Genomic DNA, 16193 nt, shown 5'->3' with positions numbered 1-16193 from the left:
TGGTTTCATTAGACCACTACAGGTCTGTTCGTTACCGAACAGACGTGATGGCGCCAGACGTGCAGATTTGGATTTCCGTACTTGGGGCCACATTCATCGGGACAGGCACCTTGTAGCGTATCCACTGACCTGCCCTGGTCGAATGTTCTGCGTTCAAAACTTGTGAAAGGGAGAGCACCATGCTTCGCCAGACGAAAGACCTGCAGGATCTCGTCATAGACGCCACCGATGGCGCCATCGGCGACGTGAAGGATCTCTACTTTGATGACGAGGCCTGGGTGATTCGCTACCTCGTCGTTGAGGCCGGCTCATGGCTGTCCAGCCGCAAAGTTCTGATCTCGCCCATTGCCGCCGGCACGCCCGATTGGACCGCCAAGTTGTTGCCGGTTTCGCTGACCCGCGAGCAAGTCAAGAATAGCCCCGTCATCGATAGCGACAAGCCGGTATCGCGGCAACAAGAGATGGATTACATGGGGTACTACGGTTATCCCTATTATTGGGGAGGTGCCGGGCTCTGGGGCGAAGGAGCTTCCCCGGGAATGCTCATGAGCGGCTATTCCAACCTCGGTGTGGCGCAGTCTTCCGGGCGGCTTGAAGTGGCTGAAGCTTACGAGCAGGCCGACGCGACGGCGCATCAGGATGACGACCTCCACCTGCGCAGCTGCAAAGCGGTCAAGGGCTACCATATCCACGCAGATGGCGACATCGGCCACGTACAGGGTCTGATCGTCGACGTGGAGACCTGGGCCATTCGATACATCATTGTGGACACCAGCAACTGGTGGCTTGGTCATCAAGTTCTGATTCTGCCGCAATGGATCCAGGACGTGAGTTGGCCCGATGACAAGGTCTCGGTCAACCTCACCCGCCAAGCCGTGAAAGACGCGCCTCCCTACGATGCAGCGGTGCAGCTGGATCGCAAGCAGGAGTCAAGAATCTACGAATACTACGGCCGTCCCGGCTATTGGGAGGGCGGGGAGTAGTGCGAAGCAGCGATTTAGTGCCCATCACGTCCGGGTCTGAAGCTATACACGCAACCCGCTTAAGTCGGGCCATAACGCAACAGGGAAAACACGTCATGAAACGCAATAGGGGAAAAAGAACCATGAAACGTTCAGCGCTTGCCGCTTCGCTGACAGCGTTCTTTTGCTTTGGCTTCGCCGCCTGATCGCGGCTCCAGCGCCGGAAACCGCTGGGGTGCACAAGCCGTCTCCTGACACAAAGGCCGCCTCAAACAGGCAGTCGGCGCAAAAATGCTTGAGCGATCTACGCGCCTTCAACAGCCAGTCGCAAAAGGACAGCTATCGTTATGAGCCCGCAGACAGGCAAGATCGCTTACTTGGTAATTGGCCGCGGGGGCGTATTCGGATTCGGTGAGAAATACGTTCCGGTGCCCTAGGATAACTTCAAGACGACTACCGGCGCCAACCTGCTGGTGTTGAGCACGACCAAAAGCAACTTGGACGCTGCTCCACTCGTGAAAGAAGACCGGTTCTCTCCGCGTGGCGATTTCGGCCAGCAGAGTCAAAAGGTGGACGACTACTGGAAAGCGGACCTGTCGAAGTGAACTCGGGCAACCAAGTGGTGCTGGGCACGTTCGTGGCCACGTTTTTGTACTGCCTGATCGTGCTACGCACCATCCGGCGCGCCGACGAAGTTGCATTCGTGCCTCATCTCTCCATCAGCATCGGCGTGTTGTTGGCCATTGTCAGTGTTGGGGTGCTGATCTACTTCATCCACCACATCTCGGTCTCGATACAGGCGGATCAGGTCGTGGCTCGGGTCGGCCGGGAACTCGATGACGGTATCGACAGGTTGTTTCCCGGTGACCTTGGCAACCCTGGATCCGAAGCCTCTAAAGCGCCAAGGGAAGCCAACCTGCCAGCCGAGTTCGCGCGCGAGGCATGTCCTGTGGGTGCCCTTGAAGACGGCTATCTCCAGTTGATCGATGCTGACGCCCTGATGGCGTTGGCCAGCAAAGACGATCTGCTGCTTCGGCTGGAGCGCCGGCCTGGGCACTACCTCACCAAGGGCAGGGTGATGCTGATGGCCTGGCCCGGTGATCGAGTCACTGAAACCCTTGCGGGCAAATTGAACGCCGCCTTCGTGTTGGGGAACCAGCGCAGTGCTGCCCAGGATGTCGAGTTTTCTCTCCAGCAGTTGGTCGAGATCGCCGTGCGGGCGTTGTCACCGGGTATCAACGATCCGTTCACGGCAGTCGCCTGCGTGGATCGGCTGGAATCGGCCCTGTGCAACCTGGCCCGACGCGACATGCCATCCCCCTATCGATTCGACGGGCACGGAAAGCTGCGGCTGGTAGCACCGGGGGCCACTTTTGCCGGCATCGTTGATACTGCTTTCAACCAGATAAGGCAAAGCACTCGATCGAACCCGGCTGTGGCAATCCGCATGCTCGATGCCATCGTCCAGATCGCTGGCCATGTGAACTCCATGCAGCAGGCGACATGCCTCCAGCGCCACGCCGACATGATCGTCAAAGGGGCGCGAGAAGCTGTGCCGGAAGTGGACGATGTGCTCGCCGTCGAGGCGCGCTTCACCGCGGCGACACTTGCTCTGCGCGTTTTTTGCTGCTGACCAACGACGCGTCTCGCCGTCAACCGCTCACTGTGGGCCGGGCACCCGCATGAACATCGACGCCAATGCATGCAAGGTCTGCGAAGGCGACGAGTTGTTCCTGCACCTGTTGAAGGAGCACCGCGCAAGCGCCTGCTGGCGCGCATCGACGAGTCCGACAAAAGCTGCAAGTTCTTTGTTGCCGGCAACGCCGAGCACACTGTGGGACGCTTACGTGCATCATAGGGATGCCGGCAACGCTGATTGCTCAGGTTGAGCGTGGGCGTTTTGAGGAGTGAGCCAGCGCCTTCGAGTGACCCGGCGGTCGCTCGAAGGCGCTCCGGTTACTTCAAGTTGCCGCTGAGGAATTGCTGCAGGCGTTCGCTTTTGGGTTTGCCCAATACGTCCTCGGGCGCTCCCTGCTCTTCGACCCGCCCCTGGTGCAGGAACAGCACCTGGTTCGACACTTTGCGTGCAAAGCTCATCTCGTGGGTCACCATGATCATGGTTCGGCCTTCTTCGGCCAGACCCTGGATCACCTTGAGCACTTCGCCCACCAGCTCCGGGTCAAGGGCCGAAGTCGGCTCATCGAACAGCATGATCTCCGGCTCCATGCTCAGGGCACGGGCAATGGCGACCCGTTGCTGCTGACCACCCGAGAGAAATGCCGGGTATTGATCTGCAACCCGTGCCGGCAAACCGACCTTGTCCAGGTAGCGCCGGGCGCGATCCTCTGCGTCCTTTTTACTGACGCCCAGCACCCGGCGTGGGGCCATGGTGATGTTTTCGAGCACGGTCATGTGGCTCCACAGGTTGAAGTGCTGGAACACCATCGCCAGGCGAGTGCGGATGCGTTGCAGTTCATTGGCGTCGGCCACGCGCATGCCGTGGCGATCATGGACCATTTGAATCGGCTGGTTGTCCAGGCTCATGGCGCCGTCGTTGGGCGTTTCCAGGAAGTTGATGCAACGCAGAAAGGTGCTCTTGCCCGAGCCGCTGGCACCGATCAGGCTGATCACATCGCCAGTTTTGGCCTTGAGCGAAACGCCCTTGAGGACTTCGTGGTTGCCGTAGCTTTTGTGTAGGTTTTCAACGGTCAGTTTGTACATGTGGAAGCATCCTGAATTAGTGAGCCGGGCCGAGGAAAGACAGCCAACGGCGCTCTGCCAGGCGGAACAGGCCGACCAGCGAGAAAGTGACGGCCAGGTAGATCAGCGCGGCAATGCCGAACGACTGGAAGGTCAGGAATGTCGCCGAGTTGGCGTCCCGCGCGACTTTTAAGATGTCCGGGATGGTCGCGGTGAAGGCCACAGTGGTCGAGTGCAGCATCAGAATCACTTCGTTGCTGTAGTAAGGCAGCGAGCGACGCAGGGCGGACGGCATGATCACGTAGGTGTACAGCTTCCAGCCGGTCAGTCCGTAGGCTTTGGCCGCTTCGACTTCACCGTGGTTCATGCTGCGAATGGCCCCGGCGAAGATCTCCGTGGTGTAGGCGCAGGTGTTCAGGGCAAAGGCCAGGATCGTGCAGTTCATCGCATCGCGAAAGAACGCATCCAGCACTGGCTGAGCGCGCACGGCGGCCAGGCTGTAAATGCCGGTGTAGCAGATCAGCAACTGGATATACAACGGCGTGCCGCGGAACAGGTAGGTGTAGAACTGCACCGGCCAGCGCGCCCAGACATTAGTTGAGACCCGGGCAATCGACAGCGGGATCGACATCACGAAGCCGAAGAGAATCGAGGCACTGAGCAGCCAGAGGGTCATGGCCAGCCCGGTGATGTGATTGCCGTCCTGGAACAGGAAAGGTTTCCAGTATTCCTGCAGTAGCTCGATCATCGCACGGCCTCCCGGGTGCCTGCGGCGTAGAAGATTTCCAGCCGGCGCAAGACGTAGTTCGAAACGGTGGTTATCACCAGATAGATCAAGGCAGCCAGCATCAGGAAGAAGAACAGCTGATAGGAGCTCTTGCCCGCGTCCTGAGCCACCTTGACCAGATCGGCCAAGCCAATGATCGACACCAGCGCGGTGGCCTTGAGGATCACCATCCAGTTATTACCGATGCCCGGCAGGGCAAAACGCATCATTTGCGGGAACACCACTAAGCGAAAGCGCTGAGCACGGGTCAGGCCGTACGCGGTAGCCGCTTCCATCTGCCCTCGCGGTACGGCGAGGATGGCGCCGCGGAAGGTTTCGGTGAAATACGCCCCGTAGATGAAGCCCAGGGTAATGACCCCGGCGCTGAACGGGTTGATCTCGATGTATTCCCATTCCATGAAGTCAGTCAACGAGGTCAGCCAGGTTTGCAGGCTGTAGAAAATCAAGAGCATCAGCACCAGGTCCGGCACCCCGCGGATCAGCGTGGTGTAGGCCTGCGCAGGGACGCGCAGCAGCGCCGATTTCGAAAGCTTGGCGCTGGCGCCGATCAGGCCCAGGCCAACGCTCACCAACAAGCACAGAAAGGATAATTTGACAGTCATCCAGGAGCCTTGCAGCAGCAGCGGGCCGAAGCCCTTGAGGCTGAAGCCTGACAGTCCGAGAATCTGCAATAGGTTTTCTAGCATTGAGCAGCCCTACGTCAATCAAAAAAGTGCCCATCCGGAAATGGGCGCAGGGTCATTATTTGCCGCTGTAGAGATTCAGATCGCCAAAGTGCTTCTGCTGGACGGCCGCATAGGTGCCATTGTCGTGCAGTGCCTTGATACCTTTGTTCAGCAAAGCCTGGAGCTCGGCGTTGCCTTTGGTCAGACCCACGGCGGTTTTGGCTGGCAGCAGGGGGCTTTCGACCGGCTCGCTGACTTGGAAGTCAGCGCCTGGTGGCGACTTCAGGAAGCCCAGTTCGGCTTGCAGCTTGTCCTGGATTGAGGCATCAAGGCGTCCGGAGATCAGGTCCGCGTACACCTGGTCCTGGTTGGCGTAGGCCTGGGTTTCTACCCCAGCCTTGTCCAATACGGCCTTGGCGTAGGCTTCCTGGATGGTGCCTTGTTCGTAGCCGACTTTCTTACCCTTGAGGGAGGCCGGATCGGTGCCGATGGCCGCGCCTTTCTTGAATACTAGCGCGGTCGGGCCAGAGAACAGCTCGCTCGAGAAATCGATGACTTTCTCACGCGCTGGCGTGGCGGTCATGGAGGAGATCACGCCATCGAACTTGTTGGCCTTGAGGCCGGGAATCATGCCGTCGAAGTCGCTTTCAACCCACTTGCACTTGACCTTCAGCTCAGCGCAGATCGCGTTGCCAAGGTCGATATCGAAGCCCACGAGGCGGCCATCGGCGGCCTTGGATTCGAACGGCGCATAAGAGGGGTCGACGCCAAAGCGCAACTCCTTGTACTCCTTGGCCAGCGCAGAACCGGCAGCCACACACAAAGCCAATGCAGAAAGGGAGAGAAATGCTTTTTTCATTATTTTATTCCCAAGGACCATCGAAAGCGCTTGTGCCGCAAGAGCGCGTGTACTGCGCAGCGTAATGTCTTATGCACACGCAGATACTTGTACAGACAAGCATATGCAATCAGCCGGCCAATTCGCGGATTGGACGTTTGAGAAAGCCTGCACAGCGCTCTGGGATGGCCTTTGCAGGCAGGTTGGCGCAGGGGGGGAGGCAGTCTGCGAGGCTGTTACCAAAGCAGGTTTTTACACCCTGCTGGGGTATGCGGTAACAAAGTGTGAGATTAAGGGCGCCGACTTTCCCGGCTCAATCCTTGATGCTCCAACAGCATCGACGGGCAGAACGGCATCCCTTCGGGACGCTCAAGCAATGGATGGTGTGACGCACTTCCTGACCCGAAAACTCGCCGGTATCGAGTTGATTTCAATCGATGTTGTGGAGTGAAAAGTCCTATTTAGTAGAAGCATGGAGTGTTCGCTTTTGGCTGTGGATTCAACCGGTCGCGCCGAAGATAGTCTGGATCGAATCTAATCACTGGCTCGCCAGGGGCGCGTCCGAGCGAAATGTTGATTGGCAGCACCAGGCCTGAATTCATCCCTCTATTTGAGTCTTCAGGCGCCGTACCAAGCGGCTATAACAATGAGCGCAAGAAAACAGACCAACTGCACGCTAAAGAAGGTAAATCGAACCGCCACGAACGTATCGGTTTGCACATGGGACACGTGAACCAGAGACTGGCACACGCGAGCGATCAGGACGATTATGGATAAGTAGCTCACTGCAGGGCCGTCGACCCCAAGGGCTGAAATCACGTACACGATGACGGCAAAGACAGGCAGATTTTCCACACAGTTCGCGTGTGCTCTTGTCCCGCGCCGATACCAATCCTCGCCTTCGAGCTGATCGCTTCGGAAAGAAGCAATCGGAACATTCGAGAACAAGATTCTGACCCAGCGATACACCCCGACGGTTGCCATCAACAACAGTAAAGTCCAGGTCGTAAATCCAAGCAGCATCCACATCGGAATCGTCATGGCTGCCATCCTCAATCAATCATTTTCAGCACGTCATCCCACCATCGTGCGACCGACGCGCGGTCGGTCGCCCCTGTCGATCAGTTGCTCATGATGGGTGCCAGTGCGGTCTGAATCCTGGACATCTGTGCTGGCGTTGTCATGCGCGTAAGCAGCCGGCCAAAGTGTGGGTGCTGCACGCCCGAGATAATGTATTGCCAGCGGTAGGCGCTCAGCACGCAGGCTTCGATTTGCGCTGTCTCATCGACACTGAACGATCGTGAAGCATTTCGAATGAAGTAGTCGGCATCGGATGCCGACTGTGCCTGCAGGATTGCGTCGACGGCCGCCACTAGCGCAATCAGATCGTTCACTGCCTGGTCGCGCTCGGCTGGCGAGCGTTTCGCGTGCTCCGCCTTCCACTCCAGTTCATCAAGTACGACGTGCCGGCTTTCATCCTTCCAGTGAAATTTGAAGACATCCTTGAAGAGTGGGCACAACTCCTCGTGCGGGGCGATGCTTTGCACGTAGTGCGTCTGAACAAACAGCTCGATATGACAGGTCAGTGCCAGTACCGACCAGGTGCTGGCCGCAAGTACCGCGCGCGCCACATCGTTTGGATCGGCAACTTGACGATATCCCGCTGGCAATTGCGTACCCATCATCGTCTCAATGCGCCGGAACAGCTCCTGGTGTTTGATCTCGTCGTTGGAAAAGCGCACCAGCGCTTCGAGTGCGAGCTGATCGTCAAATACATGGGCCCGACCTTGATCGAGCATTTTGGCACTGATGAAACGCTCGACCAGGCCAAAAATATACGCATAGGTTCGGCCCTGAATCTGGCTGAGCAGGCGCGCCTCGTCCGCATCGAGAAAGGTCAGGCGATCGATCCGCGATAGTCCGTCGGGCAAGAATTTGCGCGAGAAGTCGAAGCTGCGGCCCTGTAGCAAATCGCGATCGATCTGCCATTCCGCTTTCTTCGATGATCTGACAAGTTGAGCATAACGGGCGGCGTTGCCCGAATCCGGGCTGGGTAGGGTAACTGCGGTGTTCATATTGATCTCCGGCTTCCGTGGTCGAGTTGGAATGGGCCAATTACGGTTAACGCTGGAGTCAATGACCATGGGTGAAGCATCTGAGGATCGTCTCGATCACTGAGTCCACGTTGGTGCTAATCTAGGCCTCGCAGTTCAGGCGGTGAATGACCAGCGCGCCTGATTACATGCTCCGGACTCCGGAAAGGAGGGCTGGCAATTGTTGGATGCGCTATCTGATGTGTTACGTGTGATTCGGCTGTCTGGAGGGGTCTTCCTCGAGGCGGAGTTCACTGCGCCCTGGTGCGTCAACGGAAGAATCTCGGCAGACGATTGCAAACCGTTCCTGGCGGCACCTCGACATGTCATTGCGTCGCATTTTGTCGCCGCTGGGCACATGCAATTGCGAATCGACGATGGCGCCCCCCTCGACGTGCGGGCAGGCGAACTCATTCTGCTTCCCCGCAATGACGTTCATACTTTTGGCAGTGATCTAAGCATTGCGCCCATGTCGGGGCGCGAAGTTATTCAGCCGCCGGAAGTCGGCGGCATTTCACGAATCAAGTACGGCGGGGGCGGCGAGGCCACACAACTATTGTGCGGATTCCTCGGCTCTGAAACACCGTTCAGTCCGTTGCTTTCGTCGCTGCCATCCTTGTTGAAGTTAGATGTCCGCGCGACGGCTTCGGGAGCCTGGATTGAAAGCTCATTCCGTTTCGCTGTCAGTGAGATTGCGGCGGGGCGTGTCGGCTCGACAACGGTCCTCGCCAAATTATCCGAATTGCTGTTCGTCGAAGCCGTCAGCCAGTATGTCGCGAACCTCCCCACTGAGCGGCGCGGGTGGCTGGCGGGTTTGCGAGATCCGCATATCGGGCGCGCACTGGCGCTGCTCCATGCTCGTCCAACCGAGGGCTGGACGGCAGAAGCACTGGCGCTTGAAGTGGGCATGTCGCGCTCGGTATTCGCGGAGCGATTCACGACATTGGTCGGACAGCCACCGATGCAATACCTGACGCTCTGGCGTATGCACGTGGCGGCTCAGCACCTGCGCGAAGGTCGCGGTAATGTGGCGCAAATCGGCTTTGCTGTTGGCTACGAATCCGAAGCCGCGTTCAGTCGCGCATTCAAACGCCAGTTCGGCACATCACCCGGCACCTGGCGCAGACAATCAGCATGAGAAGGCTGCGGATTCCAGGCCATCCGCAGTGGCCGTTGCAGCGGGAACTTCAGGGTACTGGTCAGGTCGATAGGGGCCCTGTATCGGAGATGCCGAGCAGCGCTGGGGCCTGTTTTACGGCCGTGCCGTCCTAGATCAGCCGAGTCCGCCCCCCCTGATGCCAACCAAGAGTTTTCTGCCGGGTCTCATCCTGGTGTTCTGCGCCGTCGTGTCGCTTTGCTCGGTTGCTGCCGAGCGAAGAGCGCCCTCGCAAAGTAACAGCGCATCAACCACGCTAATCGAAACCGCCTCGCGGCAGTATGAAAATGGCCAGTGGGACCAAGCCGCTGCCACGCTGGAGCGTGCCCTGCATATCCAGCCGAACAATCCCGCGACGCTGCATTACCTTGGTGTGTTGCGTCTTCAGCAGGGGCAGTACCAGCAGGCTGAAACGTTGGCGGCGCGCTCGAACATGCGGGTTGGTAGCAACGTCGAGTTACGCAACCGCAACTTCCAATTGATCCAGGCGGCGCAGCAGGCCAAGGCTTCGAGTACCTCACCCAACGCCAAAGAGGACCTGGTCGCAGTACAGAAGGGGCTCGAAGAGGAGGCCCGAAAGCGCCGCGAAGCAGAAATGGCCGCGGCTGAACAACCCAACGCTGGCAACTTCGCTCGCGCAAAGGCAGAGAGGGTATCGGATTTGCCGACGGCTGGCAGACCACAGCCCGAAGAGGAATTGCCAGTGGCTTCCGTCGAGCCAGAGTCCGCTTACGATGAGGTTGAGATTCCCCGCGGCCATTGGCCGCCTCCGGGTAAATGCCGAATCTGGTTTCCTGATCGCCCGCCCGGGCATCAGCCCGCACCCGGCAGCTGCAAGAAGCTGCGATATCGGGTTCCGTCAGGAGCCTATCTGGTGCGCGGTTGAGTTTCTGAGTGTCCTGCGCGTTACCTCCCAGTACTAAAGGAGGTGCCAATGAAAGCTAAAGGACCATTCCAGCCTGGCGTCATAGGTTTAGGCTCAATCCCATGATCAAAAGATAACGGCTGCGATGGCCCATTCACCTCTGCGTCTTAAAACACTGTTCGCCTGAACACTTGATGCAGCACGTCTCCCGCTGAACTTCGTCAATGATGACAATCAGACCCGCCTCACAGCCTGCGATATGAGTAGAAGACCTCACCTGATTTCCGGGTTTCCAGAATAAAAGAGGAATTATCATGAGCAGCACCTTCTTCATCCCATCCGTGAACATGATGGGCATTGGCAGTCTCGACGAAGCAATGCTCGCAATCCGCAAATATGGTTTCCGTAAAGCCTTGATCGTCACTGATGCAGGCCTGGCCAAAGCCGGCGTGGCCGCCAAGGTAGCCAGCCTTCTGGCCCAGCAGGACATCAACTCCACCCTGTTTGATGGCGCCAAACCGAATCCGACGGTCAGCAATGTCGAGAAAGGCCTTGAGCTGCTGGGTCGCAGCGACTGTGATTTCATTATTTCCCTGGGAGGCGGTTCACCCCATGACTGCGCCAAGGGTATTGCCCTGTGCGCCGCCAACGGCGGACACATCAGTGATTACGAAGGCGTGGATCAATCCGCCAAGCCACAGATGCCATTGATCGCGATCAATACCACCGCCGGAACGGCGAGTGAAATGACCCGTTTCTGCATCATTACCGACGAAGTCCGACACGTGAAAATGGCCATCGTCGACCGTAACGTCACTCCACTGTTGTCGGTCAACGATCCTTCGCTGATGGCAGGTATGCCCAAAGGCTTGACCGCTGCCACCGGCATGGACGCGCTGACCCACGCTATCGAAGCCTACGTATCGACTGCGGCAACGCCGATCACCGATGCCTGTGCACTCAAGGCCGTGGAATTGATCTCGGCCAACCTGCGCACTGCCGTTGCCCAGGGTGACGACATGACCGCCCGGGAAAATATGGCCTACGCGCAATTTCTTGCCGGCATGGCCTTCAACAATGCTTCGCTGGGTTATGTCCACGCCATGGCGCACCAATTGGGTGGGTTCTACGACCTGCCGCACGGCGTCTGTAATGCGATCCTGCTGCCCCATGTCGCCAGCTTCAACGCCAGCGTATGCCCGGCCCGGTTTAAAGACATCGCCAACGCCATGGGTGTCGACACCCAGCATCTGGATGCGGAAAAAGGCGCCGCCGCGGCCATCACCGCCATCCGTAAACTGTCTTCGGATATCGGTATTCCGAGCGGCCTCGCCGAACTGGGCGCCAAGGCCGACGATATCCCGATCCTGGCAAGTAATGCCATGAAGGATGCCTGCGGCTTTACCAATCCGCGTCCTGCCAATCAGGACGAGATCGAGCAGATTTTCCATACCGCGATGTAACCGATGTGAAGTGACGCCAGCCAGATCAAAAGCCCCGCCTTCGGTTGAAGTGCGGGGCTTTTTTTTGGTTCTTTACGGGTTACCTGACCGCTATCGACTGTGGATTCAAGGAAACAGTGGTCTGCCATTTCCTGCGATTATCTTTGAGGCGCTTGGTTCGGGACTACGCTGAAGCCATGCGGATCGTCGATCAATTGTGACCCCCTGTTCGCGCTGCGTCCGTCCCTGGAGCGCCCAATGCTGTCCATCACCGCGCGCCTGGTGGCGCTGTTTGTTCTTTGCCTGACGCTTGAAGTGCCAGCCCAGACCAACGCCTGCCCACCTGGCGAGAAACAAGTGTGCCTGGACGGCTGCATCTGCCTGCCCGACGTGGTGCCTGATGGCATCTACCAGATCGCGGCACCTGCCCTGGCGCTGTGGCTGACCCAAGCCCGCGCTGAAGCAGCCAGCGCCGGCATCCAACCCATTCCACCGCGCATCCGGGAGCAACTGCTGCGCTGGTACGACCCCAGCGTTCTCGATACCGCGCGCTACAAAGTGAGCGACAACGGCCAACTCAGCGCCGCCACAGCCATGCTGCAAAACCCCGATGTCGGTGCCGTGACGCTGATCGACATCATCCTCTTCCGGGACGCTCAAGCTGCAGAACAGAACGTCGCGCTCTGGGCTCACGAATTAAAGCATGTGCAGCAGTATCAGGAGTGGGGGGTAGAAGGATTTGCCCAGCGGTATACACAGGATTTCAATGCTGTGGAGGCGCCGGCTTATGCCATACAGGCTGAGGTCAGGCGGTGGGTGCGGGAAGGGACTGACTGAAGAGTAGCGAACCCTGCGGCTCGGCCACCAACAGCAATGACTGCGGCACAGGACTTTGCGGATGCTGCGGCTCCTGCAGGGCGACCAGCTGAAAACCGGCCATGTCCAGCGCATTGATCCAGCTGGACAAGGTGCGCAAGTACCACGGCATGGGTTGCCACTGCCCCTTGAACCCGGCAAAAGTCTCTTCCCGCCAGCCATCCTGATAGTCGCCCGCCGCCACGGTCCACGGATGCAGCGTCTGGATCACCAGCGCGCCGCCAGGGACGAGCAGGGCGTTCATGGCGGCGAGCAGCGGGATGATGTCCTGGTGCAGCAGGGCGAAGTTGGCGCAGATCAGCTCGTAGTCGCTGCCGATGTCCACCTTTGCCTCCATCAACTCTTCATAGCTCGCCAGATGCACCGGCGAAGAGCCCGCCGCCCGCGCCGCCTCGACCAGCGTCGCATCGCCATCCACACCGACCGCCTTGATGCCCCGTTCAGCCAGCGCGCGCAACAGCCAGCCCTCGCCGCAGCCCAGGTCAAGCACGCGCTCGGGCTGGCGGCCCAACACCGCCAGCAGGATTGCCTGGTCGGTGACCTTGAGGCGGCTTTCGATGGCGCCGGTGCGGATGGCTTCAACCCAGGATTGGGCGTTGTGGTGCCAGCTTTGCAGGAGGGTGGATTCGGGGGTGGACATGTCGGTGACCGGAGTTGTTGGTTGGATTAAAGGATAGGACAAGTGCGGGTGGATCGCAGACGCTTTACCGGCGTCCGGTCGAACGCGGCAAGGTCATGCTCATGCTCATGCTCATGCTCATGCTCATGCTCGTGCCCGTGCCCGAACTGGGCGTACTCCTCGAACAAACCTTTTTGCAGGTAGAAGCCAAACGCGTTGGCTTCATCCCTGTTTTTAAATCGACCGTTGATTCACCCGCTGAGTCAGTTCTTGCGCTGACTCCTTGCGTTCGGAGTAGCGGTCAACCAGATCAGGGCGTTCGCGCAGCAGCAACGTGAACTTCACCAGTTCTTCCATGACATCTACCACCCGGTCATAGAGGAAGGACGGTTTCATGCGGTTCCCTTCGTCAAACTCCAGAAAAGCCTTCGGCACGGAAGATTGATTAGGGATTGTGAACATCCGCATCCAGCGTCCCAGCACGCGAAGCTGATTCACCGCGTTAAAGGATTGTGAACCGCCGCTGACCTGCATGACGGCGAGCGTTTTCCCTTGGGTCGGGCGAACGGCGCCTAACGCCAGCGGCACCCAGTCTATCTGCGCCTTGAATACGGCAGACATGGACCCGTGACGCTCAGGTGAACACCAGACCTGTCCTTCAGACCATTGCATCAGCTCAAGCAATTCCTGAACTTTCGGGTGATCGTTGGGTGCGTCGTCCGGTAGCGGGAGTCCCGATGGATTGAAGATCCGCGTTTCTGCACCGAAGTGTTCGAGCAGCCGGGCTGCTTCTTCGACCAGCAACCGACTGAATGACCGTGCGCGGGTCGACCCGTACAGCAACAGGATTCGTGGCTTGTGTTGGCCGTCACCTCTGGCAATGGGTTGAATCAATGACGCGTCGAGATTAGGCAGTGAGTGGGTCATGGGGGCTCCCGTTACAGCGTGCTGATGCGGTCGAGTTCGCGTTTAAGTGCATCGCGATCCAGTTGGGCGAAGGGCAGGGCGAGGAATGCCCGGCAGCGTGTTTCGATGCGCGCAAGCGTCGAGTGGAATGCAGCGGCGACGACCGTCTCGTCACCCTTCACGTCTGATGGATCTTCCAGCCCCCAATGGGCCTTCAGGGCCGGTCCGAAGTAGACCGGGCAGGCTTCACCGGCGGCCTTGTCGCAGACGGTGATGACAATGTCCGGTGGATTGGCCTCGAAGGCGTCGTTTCCTTTGCTGCTTAACCCGTCGATCGCAATCCCGGCCTCTTGCAACGTGGTCAGGCTGCGCGGCAGAACCTGTCCTTTGGGGAAGCTGCCGGCGCTGATCGCCTGGAAGCCTTGCGGTGCGAGGTGATTGAACATCGCTTCGGACAAAATGCTGCGGCAGCTATTGGCGGTACACATGAACAGAACGCGCATGACGACTCCTCTTTCCAGACGGGCAGGTGCTAAACGCCCAGGCGCAAGGCCAGGGCAGATAAGGTGATGAACAGAATCGGCAGCGTCAGAACGACACCCACCTTGAAGTAATAACCCCAGGTGATGCGGATGCCCTTGCGCTCCAGAACGTGCAGCCAGAGCAGTGTTGCCAGGCTACCGATGGGGGTGATTTTCGGGCCCAGATCAGAGCCGATGACATTGGCGTAGATCATGGCTTCACGCACCACACCGGTGGCGTCACTGGCCTGGATCGACAGCGCACCCACCAACACCGTAGGCATGTTGTTCATGCCGGATGACAGCAACGCCGTGAGAAAACCAGTCCCCAACGCGGCGCCCCAGATGCCGAATTCGGCAAAGTAGTTCAGGGCTACCGTCAGATAGGTTGTCAGGCCAGCGTTTTTGAGCCCATAAACCACCAGGTACATGCCCAGCGAAAAGGTCACGACCTGCCATGGCGCTTCACGCAATACGCGTCGGGTTGAAATCACATGCCCACGCGCCGCAACGGCGAACAGCATCGCGGCGCAGACAGCCGCAATGGCACTGATCGGAATGCCCAGAGGCTCCAGCGCAAACAGTCCAATCAGCAACAAACCCAGAACAATCCAGCCGACGCGAAACGTCAGCGGGTCTCGCACGGCCCGTTGTGGATCTTGTAGATCATCCAGTGAATAGCGTTCGGGTATGTCACGACGGAAAAACCAATACAGCACCCCGAGGGTGGAGCCCACGGCAACGAAATTGACCGGGACCATGACCGAAGCGTACTCGCTGAAGCCCAGGCCGAAGTAGTCGGCTGAAACGATATTGACGAGATTCGACACCACCAGGGGCAGGCTGGCCGTGTCGGCAATAAAGCCCGCTGCCATGACAAACGCCAAAGTGGACGCTGGCGAAAAGCGCAGGGCAAGCAAAATTGAAATAACGATGGGGGTCAGTATCAGCGCCGCACCGTCATTGGCAAACAGGGCGGAAACGGCTGCGCCCAGTAGCACCGTGAAAGCGAACAGGCGACGGCCATCGCCCTTGGCCCAGCGTGCCACATGCAGTGCGGCCCACTGAAAGAAGCCTGCCTCATCAAGCAACAAACTAATGATGATGACCGCGATAAACGTAGCGGTGGCGTTCCAGACAATGCCCCACACCAGTGGAATATCGTCCAGCGTCACGACGCCTGCAATCAGTGCAAGAGCCGCCCCCAAGGAGGCGCTCCAGCCGACACCCAGCCCCTTGGGCTGCCAGATGACCAACACAATGGTGACGAGAAAAATGGCGAACGCAGTAAACATGAGCAGTCTCGATGGGTGATGGGTCAGCAGCAGGCGGCAGTGTTGACAGGACGGTCGCCCATTGCTTTGAGTCGAGTGCTGTTTGCCTCAAGCCAGTCGGCGTTGGCTTCCAGTGTTGTCTCAAGAATGGTGCGAACCCACTTTGGCAGTTCGGGGTTGAGCCGGTAATACACCCACTGACCCTGACGGCGGTCTAGCAGCAGGCCACCTGCTCGGAGCTGGGCCAGGTGGCGGGAGATTTTGGGCTGACTGTCGTCCAGGGCGCAGACCAACTCGCAGACGCATAACTCTCCCTCACGGGTGATCAGCAAGGTGGCCCGCGTGCGAGTTTCGTCGGACAGGCATTTGAATACGGCGGCAGGGTTCAGCATGGAGGCGTCTTCAATACATGTGGTTATCCGAATATACGTTTATCCGTATGTATCGAGCAAGCCAAAATCAGATCGACGTCAGTAAGACGATCTGTCG

18 protein-coding genes are annotated in these 16193 nt (G+C 58.6%); 7 read left to right on the top strand and 11 right to left on the bottom strand.

Annotated features, from left to right (window positions below; translation table 11 throughout):
• Nucleotides 1–179: 179 nt before the first annotated feature.
• The 3 genes from MO767_RS11900 to MO767_RS11890 all read left to right on the top strand — a co-directional run bounded on the left by MO767_RS11900 (nucleotide 180) and on the right by MO767_RS11890 (nucleotide 2851).
• The gene (locus tag MO767_RS11900) at nucleotides 180–983 is read left to right on the top strand and encodes a PRC-barrel domain-containing protein (RefSeq protein ID WP_282480648.1); all 804 of its coding nucleotides are present in this window, start codon (nucleotides 180–182) and stop codon (nucleotides 981–983) included.
• 580 nt (nucleotides 984–1563) lie between these two features.
• A complete protein-coding gene (locus MO767_RS11895; RefSeq protein WP_282480647.1) occupies nucleotides 1564–2595 on the top strand; it encodes a DUF2254 domain-containing protein in 1032 nt (343 codons plus the stop codon).
• Between the two features lie 49 nt (nucleotides 2596–2644).
• The gene (locus MO767_RS11890) at nucleotides 2645–2851 is read left to right on the top strand and encodes a hypothetical protein (RefSeq protein WP_282480646.1); all 207 of its coding nucleotides are present in this window, start codon (nucleotides 2645–2647) and stop codon (nucleotides 2849–2851) included.
• 67 nt (nucleotides 2852–2918) lie between these two features.
• Here the strand turns inward: MO767_RS11890 and MO767_RS11885 are convergent, their stop codons facing one another.
• From MO767_RS11885 to MO767_RS11860, 6 genes are all read right to left on the bottom strand, one after another.
• Nucleotides 2919–3683 carry an ATP-binding cassette domain-containing protein gene (locus MO767_RS11885; RefSeq protein WP_282480645.1) on the bottom strand — a complete coding sequence of 255 codons (765 nt, stop codon included), beginning with the start codon at nucleotides 3681–3683 and terminating at the stop codon, nucleotides 2919–2921.
• 16 nt (nucleotides 3684–3699) lie between these two features.
• Nucleotides 3700–4410 (bottom strand): ABC transporter permease, encoded by a 711-nt coding sequence (locus MO767_RS11880; protein ID WP_282480644.1) that lies wholly within the window; start codon nucleotides 4408–4410, stop codon nucleotides 3700–3702.
• Complete coding sequence (locus tag MO767_RS11875) at nucleotides 4407–5135, bottom strand: ABC transporter permease (RefSeq protein WP_282480643.1); 729 nt, start codon at nucleotides 5133–5135, stop codon at nucleotides 4407–4409. Before MO767_RS11875 ends, MO767_RS11880 begins: the two co-directional genes overlap by 4 nt.
• 55 nt (nucleotides 5136–5190) lie before the next feature.
• On the bottom strand, nucleotides 5191–5973 hold the full coding sequence (locus MO767_RS11870) for a transporter substrate-binding domain-containing protein (protein ID WP_282480642.1): 783 nt from the start codon (nucleotides 5971–5973) through the stop codon (nucleotides 5191–5193).
• Between the two features lie 597 nt (nucleotides 5974–6570).
• Nucleotides 6571–6993: an MAPEG family protein gene (locus MO767_RS11865; RefSeq protein ID WP_282480641.1), complete on the bottom strand. Its 423-nt coding sequence runs from the start codon at nucleotides 6991–6993 to the stop codon at nucleotides 6571–6573.
• Between the two features lie 80 nt (nucleotides 6994–7073).
• Nucleotides 7074–8027, bottom strand: coding sequence for a diiron oxygenase (locus MO767_RS11860; RefSeq protein ID WP_282480640.1), 954 nt, complete (start codon nucleotides 8025–8027; stop codon nucleotides 7074–7076).
• Nucleotides 8028–8226: 199 nt separating this feature from the next.
• On the opposite strand from MO767_RS11860, the gene MO767_RS11855 reads away from it, so the two are divergent.
• The 4 genes from MO767_RS11855 to MO767_RS11840 all read left to right on the top strand — a co-directional run bounded on the left by MO767_RS11855 (nucleotide 8227) and on the right by MO767_RS11840 (nucleotide 12345).
• A complete protein-coding gene (locus MO767_RS11855) occupies nucleotides 8227–9183 on the top strand; it encodes an AraC family transcriptional regulator (RefSeq protein WP_282480639.1) in 957 nt (318 codons plus the stop codon).
• A 157-nt stretch (nucleotides 9184–9340) separates the two neighbouring features.
• Nucleotides 9341–10087, top strand: a complete 747-nt coding sequence (locus MO767_RS11850; protein WP_282480638.1) for a tetratricopeptide repeat protein — start codon at nucleotides 9341–9343, stop codon at nucleotides 10085–10087.
• A 293-nt stretch (nucleotides 10088–10380) separates the two neighbouring features.
• On the top strand, nucleotides 10381–11529 hold the full coding sequence (gene yiaY / locus MO767_RS11845) for an L-threonine dehydrogenase (protein WP_282480637.1): 1149 nt from the start codon (nucleotides 10381–10383) through the stop codon (nucleotides 11527–11529).
• Nucleotides 11530–11766: 237 nt separating this feature from the next.
• On the top strand, nucleotides 11767–12345 hold the full coding sequence (locus MO767_RS11840) for a DUF4157 domain-containing protein (protein WP_282480636.1): 579 nt from the start codon (nucleotides 11767–11769) through the stop codon (nucleotides 12343–12345).
• Here MO767_RS11840 and MO767_RS11835 read toward each other — a convergent pair.
• The 5 genes from MO767_RS11835 to MO767_RS11815 all read right to left on the bottom strand — a co-directional run bounded on the left by MO767_RS11835 (nucleotide 12314) and on the right by MO767_RS11815 (nucleotide 16096).
• Nucleotides 12314–13024: a class I SAM-dependent methyltransferase gene (locus MO767_RS11835; RefSeq protein WP_282480754.1), complete on the bottom strand. Its 711-nt coding sequence runs from the start codon at nucleotides 13022–13024 to the stop codon at nucleotides 12314–12316. The genes MO767_RS11840 and MO767_RS11835 overlap by 32 nt on opposite strands.
• Before the next feature lie 213 nt (nucleotides 13025–13237).
• Nucleotides 13238–13930, bottom strand: a complete 693-nt coding sequence (arsH, locus tag MO767_RS11830) for an arsenical resistance protein ArsH (RefSeq protein ID WP_282480635.1) — start codon at nucleotides 13928–13930, stop codon at nucleotides 13238–13240.
• An 11-nt stretch (nucleotides 13931–13941) separates the two neighbouring features.
• A complete protein-coding gene (locus MO767_RS11825; protein ID WP_134422558.1) occupies nucleotides 13942–14412 on the bottom strand; it encodes an arsenate reductase ArsC in 471 nt (156 codons plus the stop codon).
• A gap of 29 nt (nucleotides 14413–14441) precedes the next feature.
• The gene (locus MO767_RS11820; protein ID WP_282480634.1) at nucleotides 14442–15725 is read right to left on the bottom strand and encodes an arsenic transporter; all 1284 of its coding nucleotides are present in this window, start codon (nucleotides 15723–15725) and stop codon (nucleotides 14442–14444) included.
• Nucleotides 15726–15748: 23 nt separating this feature from the next.
• Nucleotides 15749–16096 (bottom strand): metalloregulator ArsR/SmtB family transcription factor, encoded by a 348-nt coding sequence (locus MO767_RS11815; RefSeq protein ID WP_282480633.1) that lies wholly within the window; start codon nucleotides 16094–16096, stop codon nucleotides 15749–15751.
• Nucleotides 16097–16193: the final 97 nt, after the last annotated feature.

It is taken from the genome of Pseudomonas sp. UYIF39, from assembly GCF_029963765.1.
GTDB lineage: Bacteria > Pseudomonadota > Gammaproteobacteria > Pseudomonadales > Pseudomonadaceae > Aquipseudomonas.
This window is presented reverse-complemented; position numbering and strand designations above follow the sequence as displayed.

What these genes read in the sequence shown, in the direction of transcription:
- MO767_RS11875 (WP_282480643.1), bottom strand. Translation starts at nt 5,135, where the DNA reads ATGCTAGAAAACCTATTGCAGATTCTCGGACTGTCAGGCTTCAGCCTC.
- MO767_RS11825 (WP_134422558.1), bottom strand. Translation starts at nt 14,412, where the DNA reads ATGCGCGTTCTGTTCATGTGTACCGCCAATAGCTGCCGCAGCATTTTG.
- MO767_RS11850 (WP_282480638.1), top strand. Translation starts at nt 9,341, where the DNA reads ATGCCAACCAAGAGTTTTCTGCCGGGTCTCATCCTGGTGTTCTGCGCC.
- arsH (WP_282480635.1), bottom strand. Translation starts at nt 13,930, where the DNA reads ATGACCCACTCACTGCCTAATCTCGACGCGTCATTGATTCAACCCATT.
- yiaY (WP_282480637.1), top strand. Translation starts at nt 10,381, where the DNA reads ATGAGCAGCACCTTCTTCATCCCATCCGTGAACATGATGGGCATTGGC.
- MO767_RS11900 (WP_282480648.1), top strand. Translation starts at nt 180, where the DNA reads ATGCTTCGCCAGACGAAAGACCTGCAGGATCTCGTCATAGACGCCACC.
- MO767_RS11860 (WP_282480640.1), bottom strand. Translation starts at nt 8,027, where the DNA reads ATGAACACCGCAGTTACCCTACCCAGCCCGGATTCGGGCAACGCCGCC.
- MO767_RS11820 (WP_282480634.1), bottom strand. Translation starts at nt 15,725, where the DNA reads ATGTTTACTGCGTTCGCCATTTTTCTCGTCACCATTGTGTTGGTCATC.
- MO767_RS11870 (WP_282480642.1), bottom strand. Translation starts at nt 5,973, where the DNA reads ATGAAAAAAGCATTTCTCTCCCTTTCTGCATTGGCTTTGTGTGTGGCT.
- MO767_RS11840 (WP_282480636.1), top strand. Translation starts at nt 11,767, where the DNA reads ATGCTGTCCATCACCGCGCGCCTGGTGGCGCTGTTTGTTCTTTGCCTG.
- MO767_RS11815 (WP_282480633.1), bottom strand. Translation starts at nt 16,096, where the DNA reads ATGCTGAACCCTGCCGCCGTATTCAAATGCCTGTCCGACGAAACTCGC.
- MO767_RS11835 (WP_282480754.1), bottom strand. Translation starts at nt 13,024, where the DNA reads ATGTCCACCCCCGAATCCACCCTCCTGCAAAGCTGGCACCACAACGCC.
- MO767_RS11880 (WP_282480644.1), bottom strand. Translation starts at nt 4,410, where the DNA reads ATGATCGAGCTACTGCAGGAATACTGGAAACCTTTCCTGTTCCAGGAC.
- MO767_RS11890 (WP_282480646.1), top strand. Translation starts at nt 2,645, where the DNA reads ATGAACATCGACGCCAATGCATGCAAGGTCTGCGAAGGCGACGAGTTG.
- MO767_RS11885 (WP_282480645.1), bottom strand. Translation starts at nt 3,683, where the DNA reads ATGTACAAACTGACCGTTGAAAACCTACACAAAAGCTACGGCAACCAC.
- MO767_RS11865 (WP_282480641.1), bottom strand. Translation starts at nt 6,993, where the DNA reads ATGACGATTCCGATGTGGATGCTGCTTGGATTTACGACCTGGACTTTA.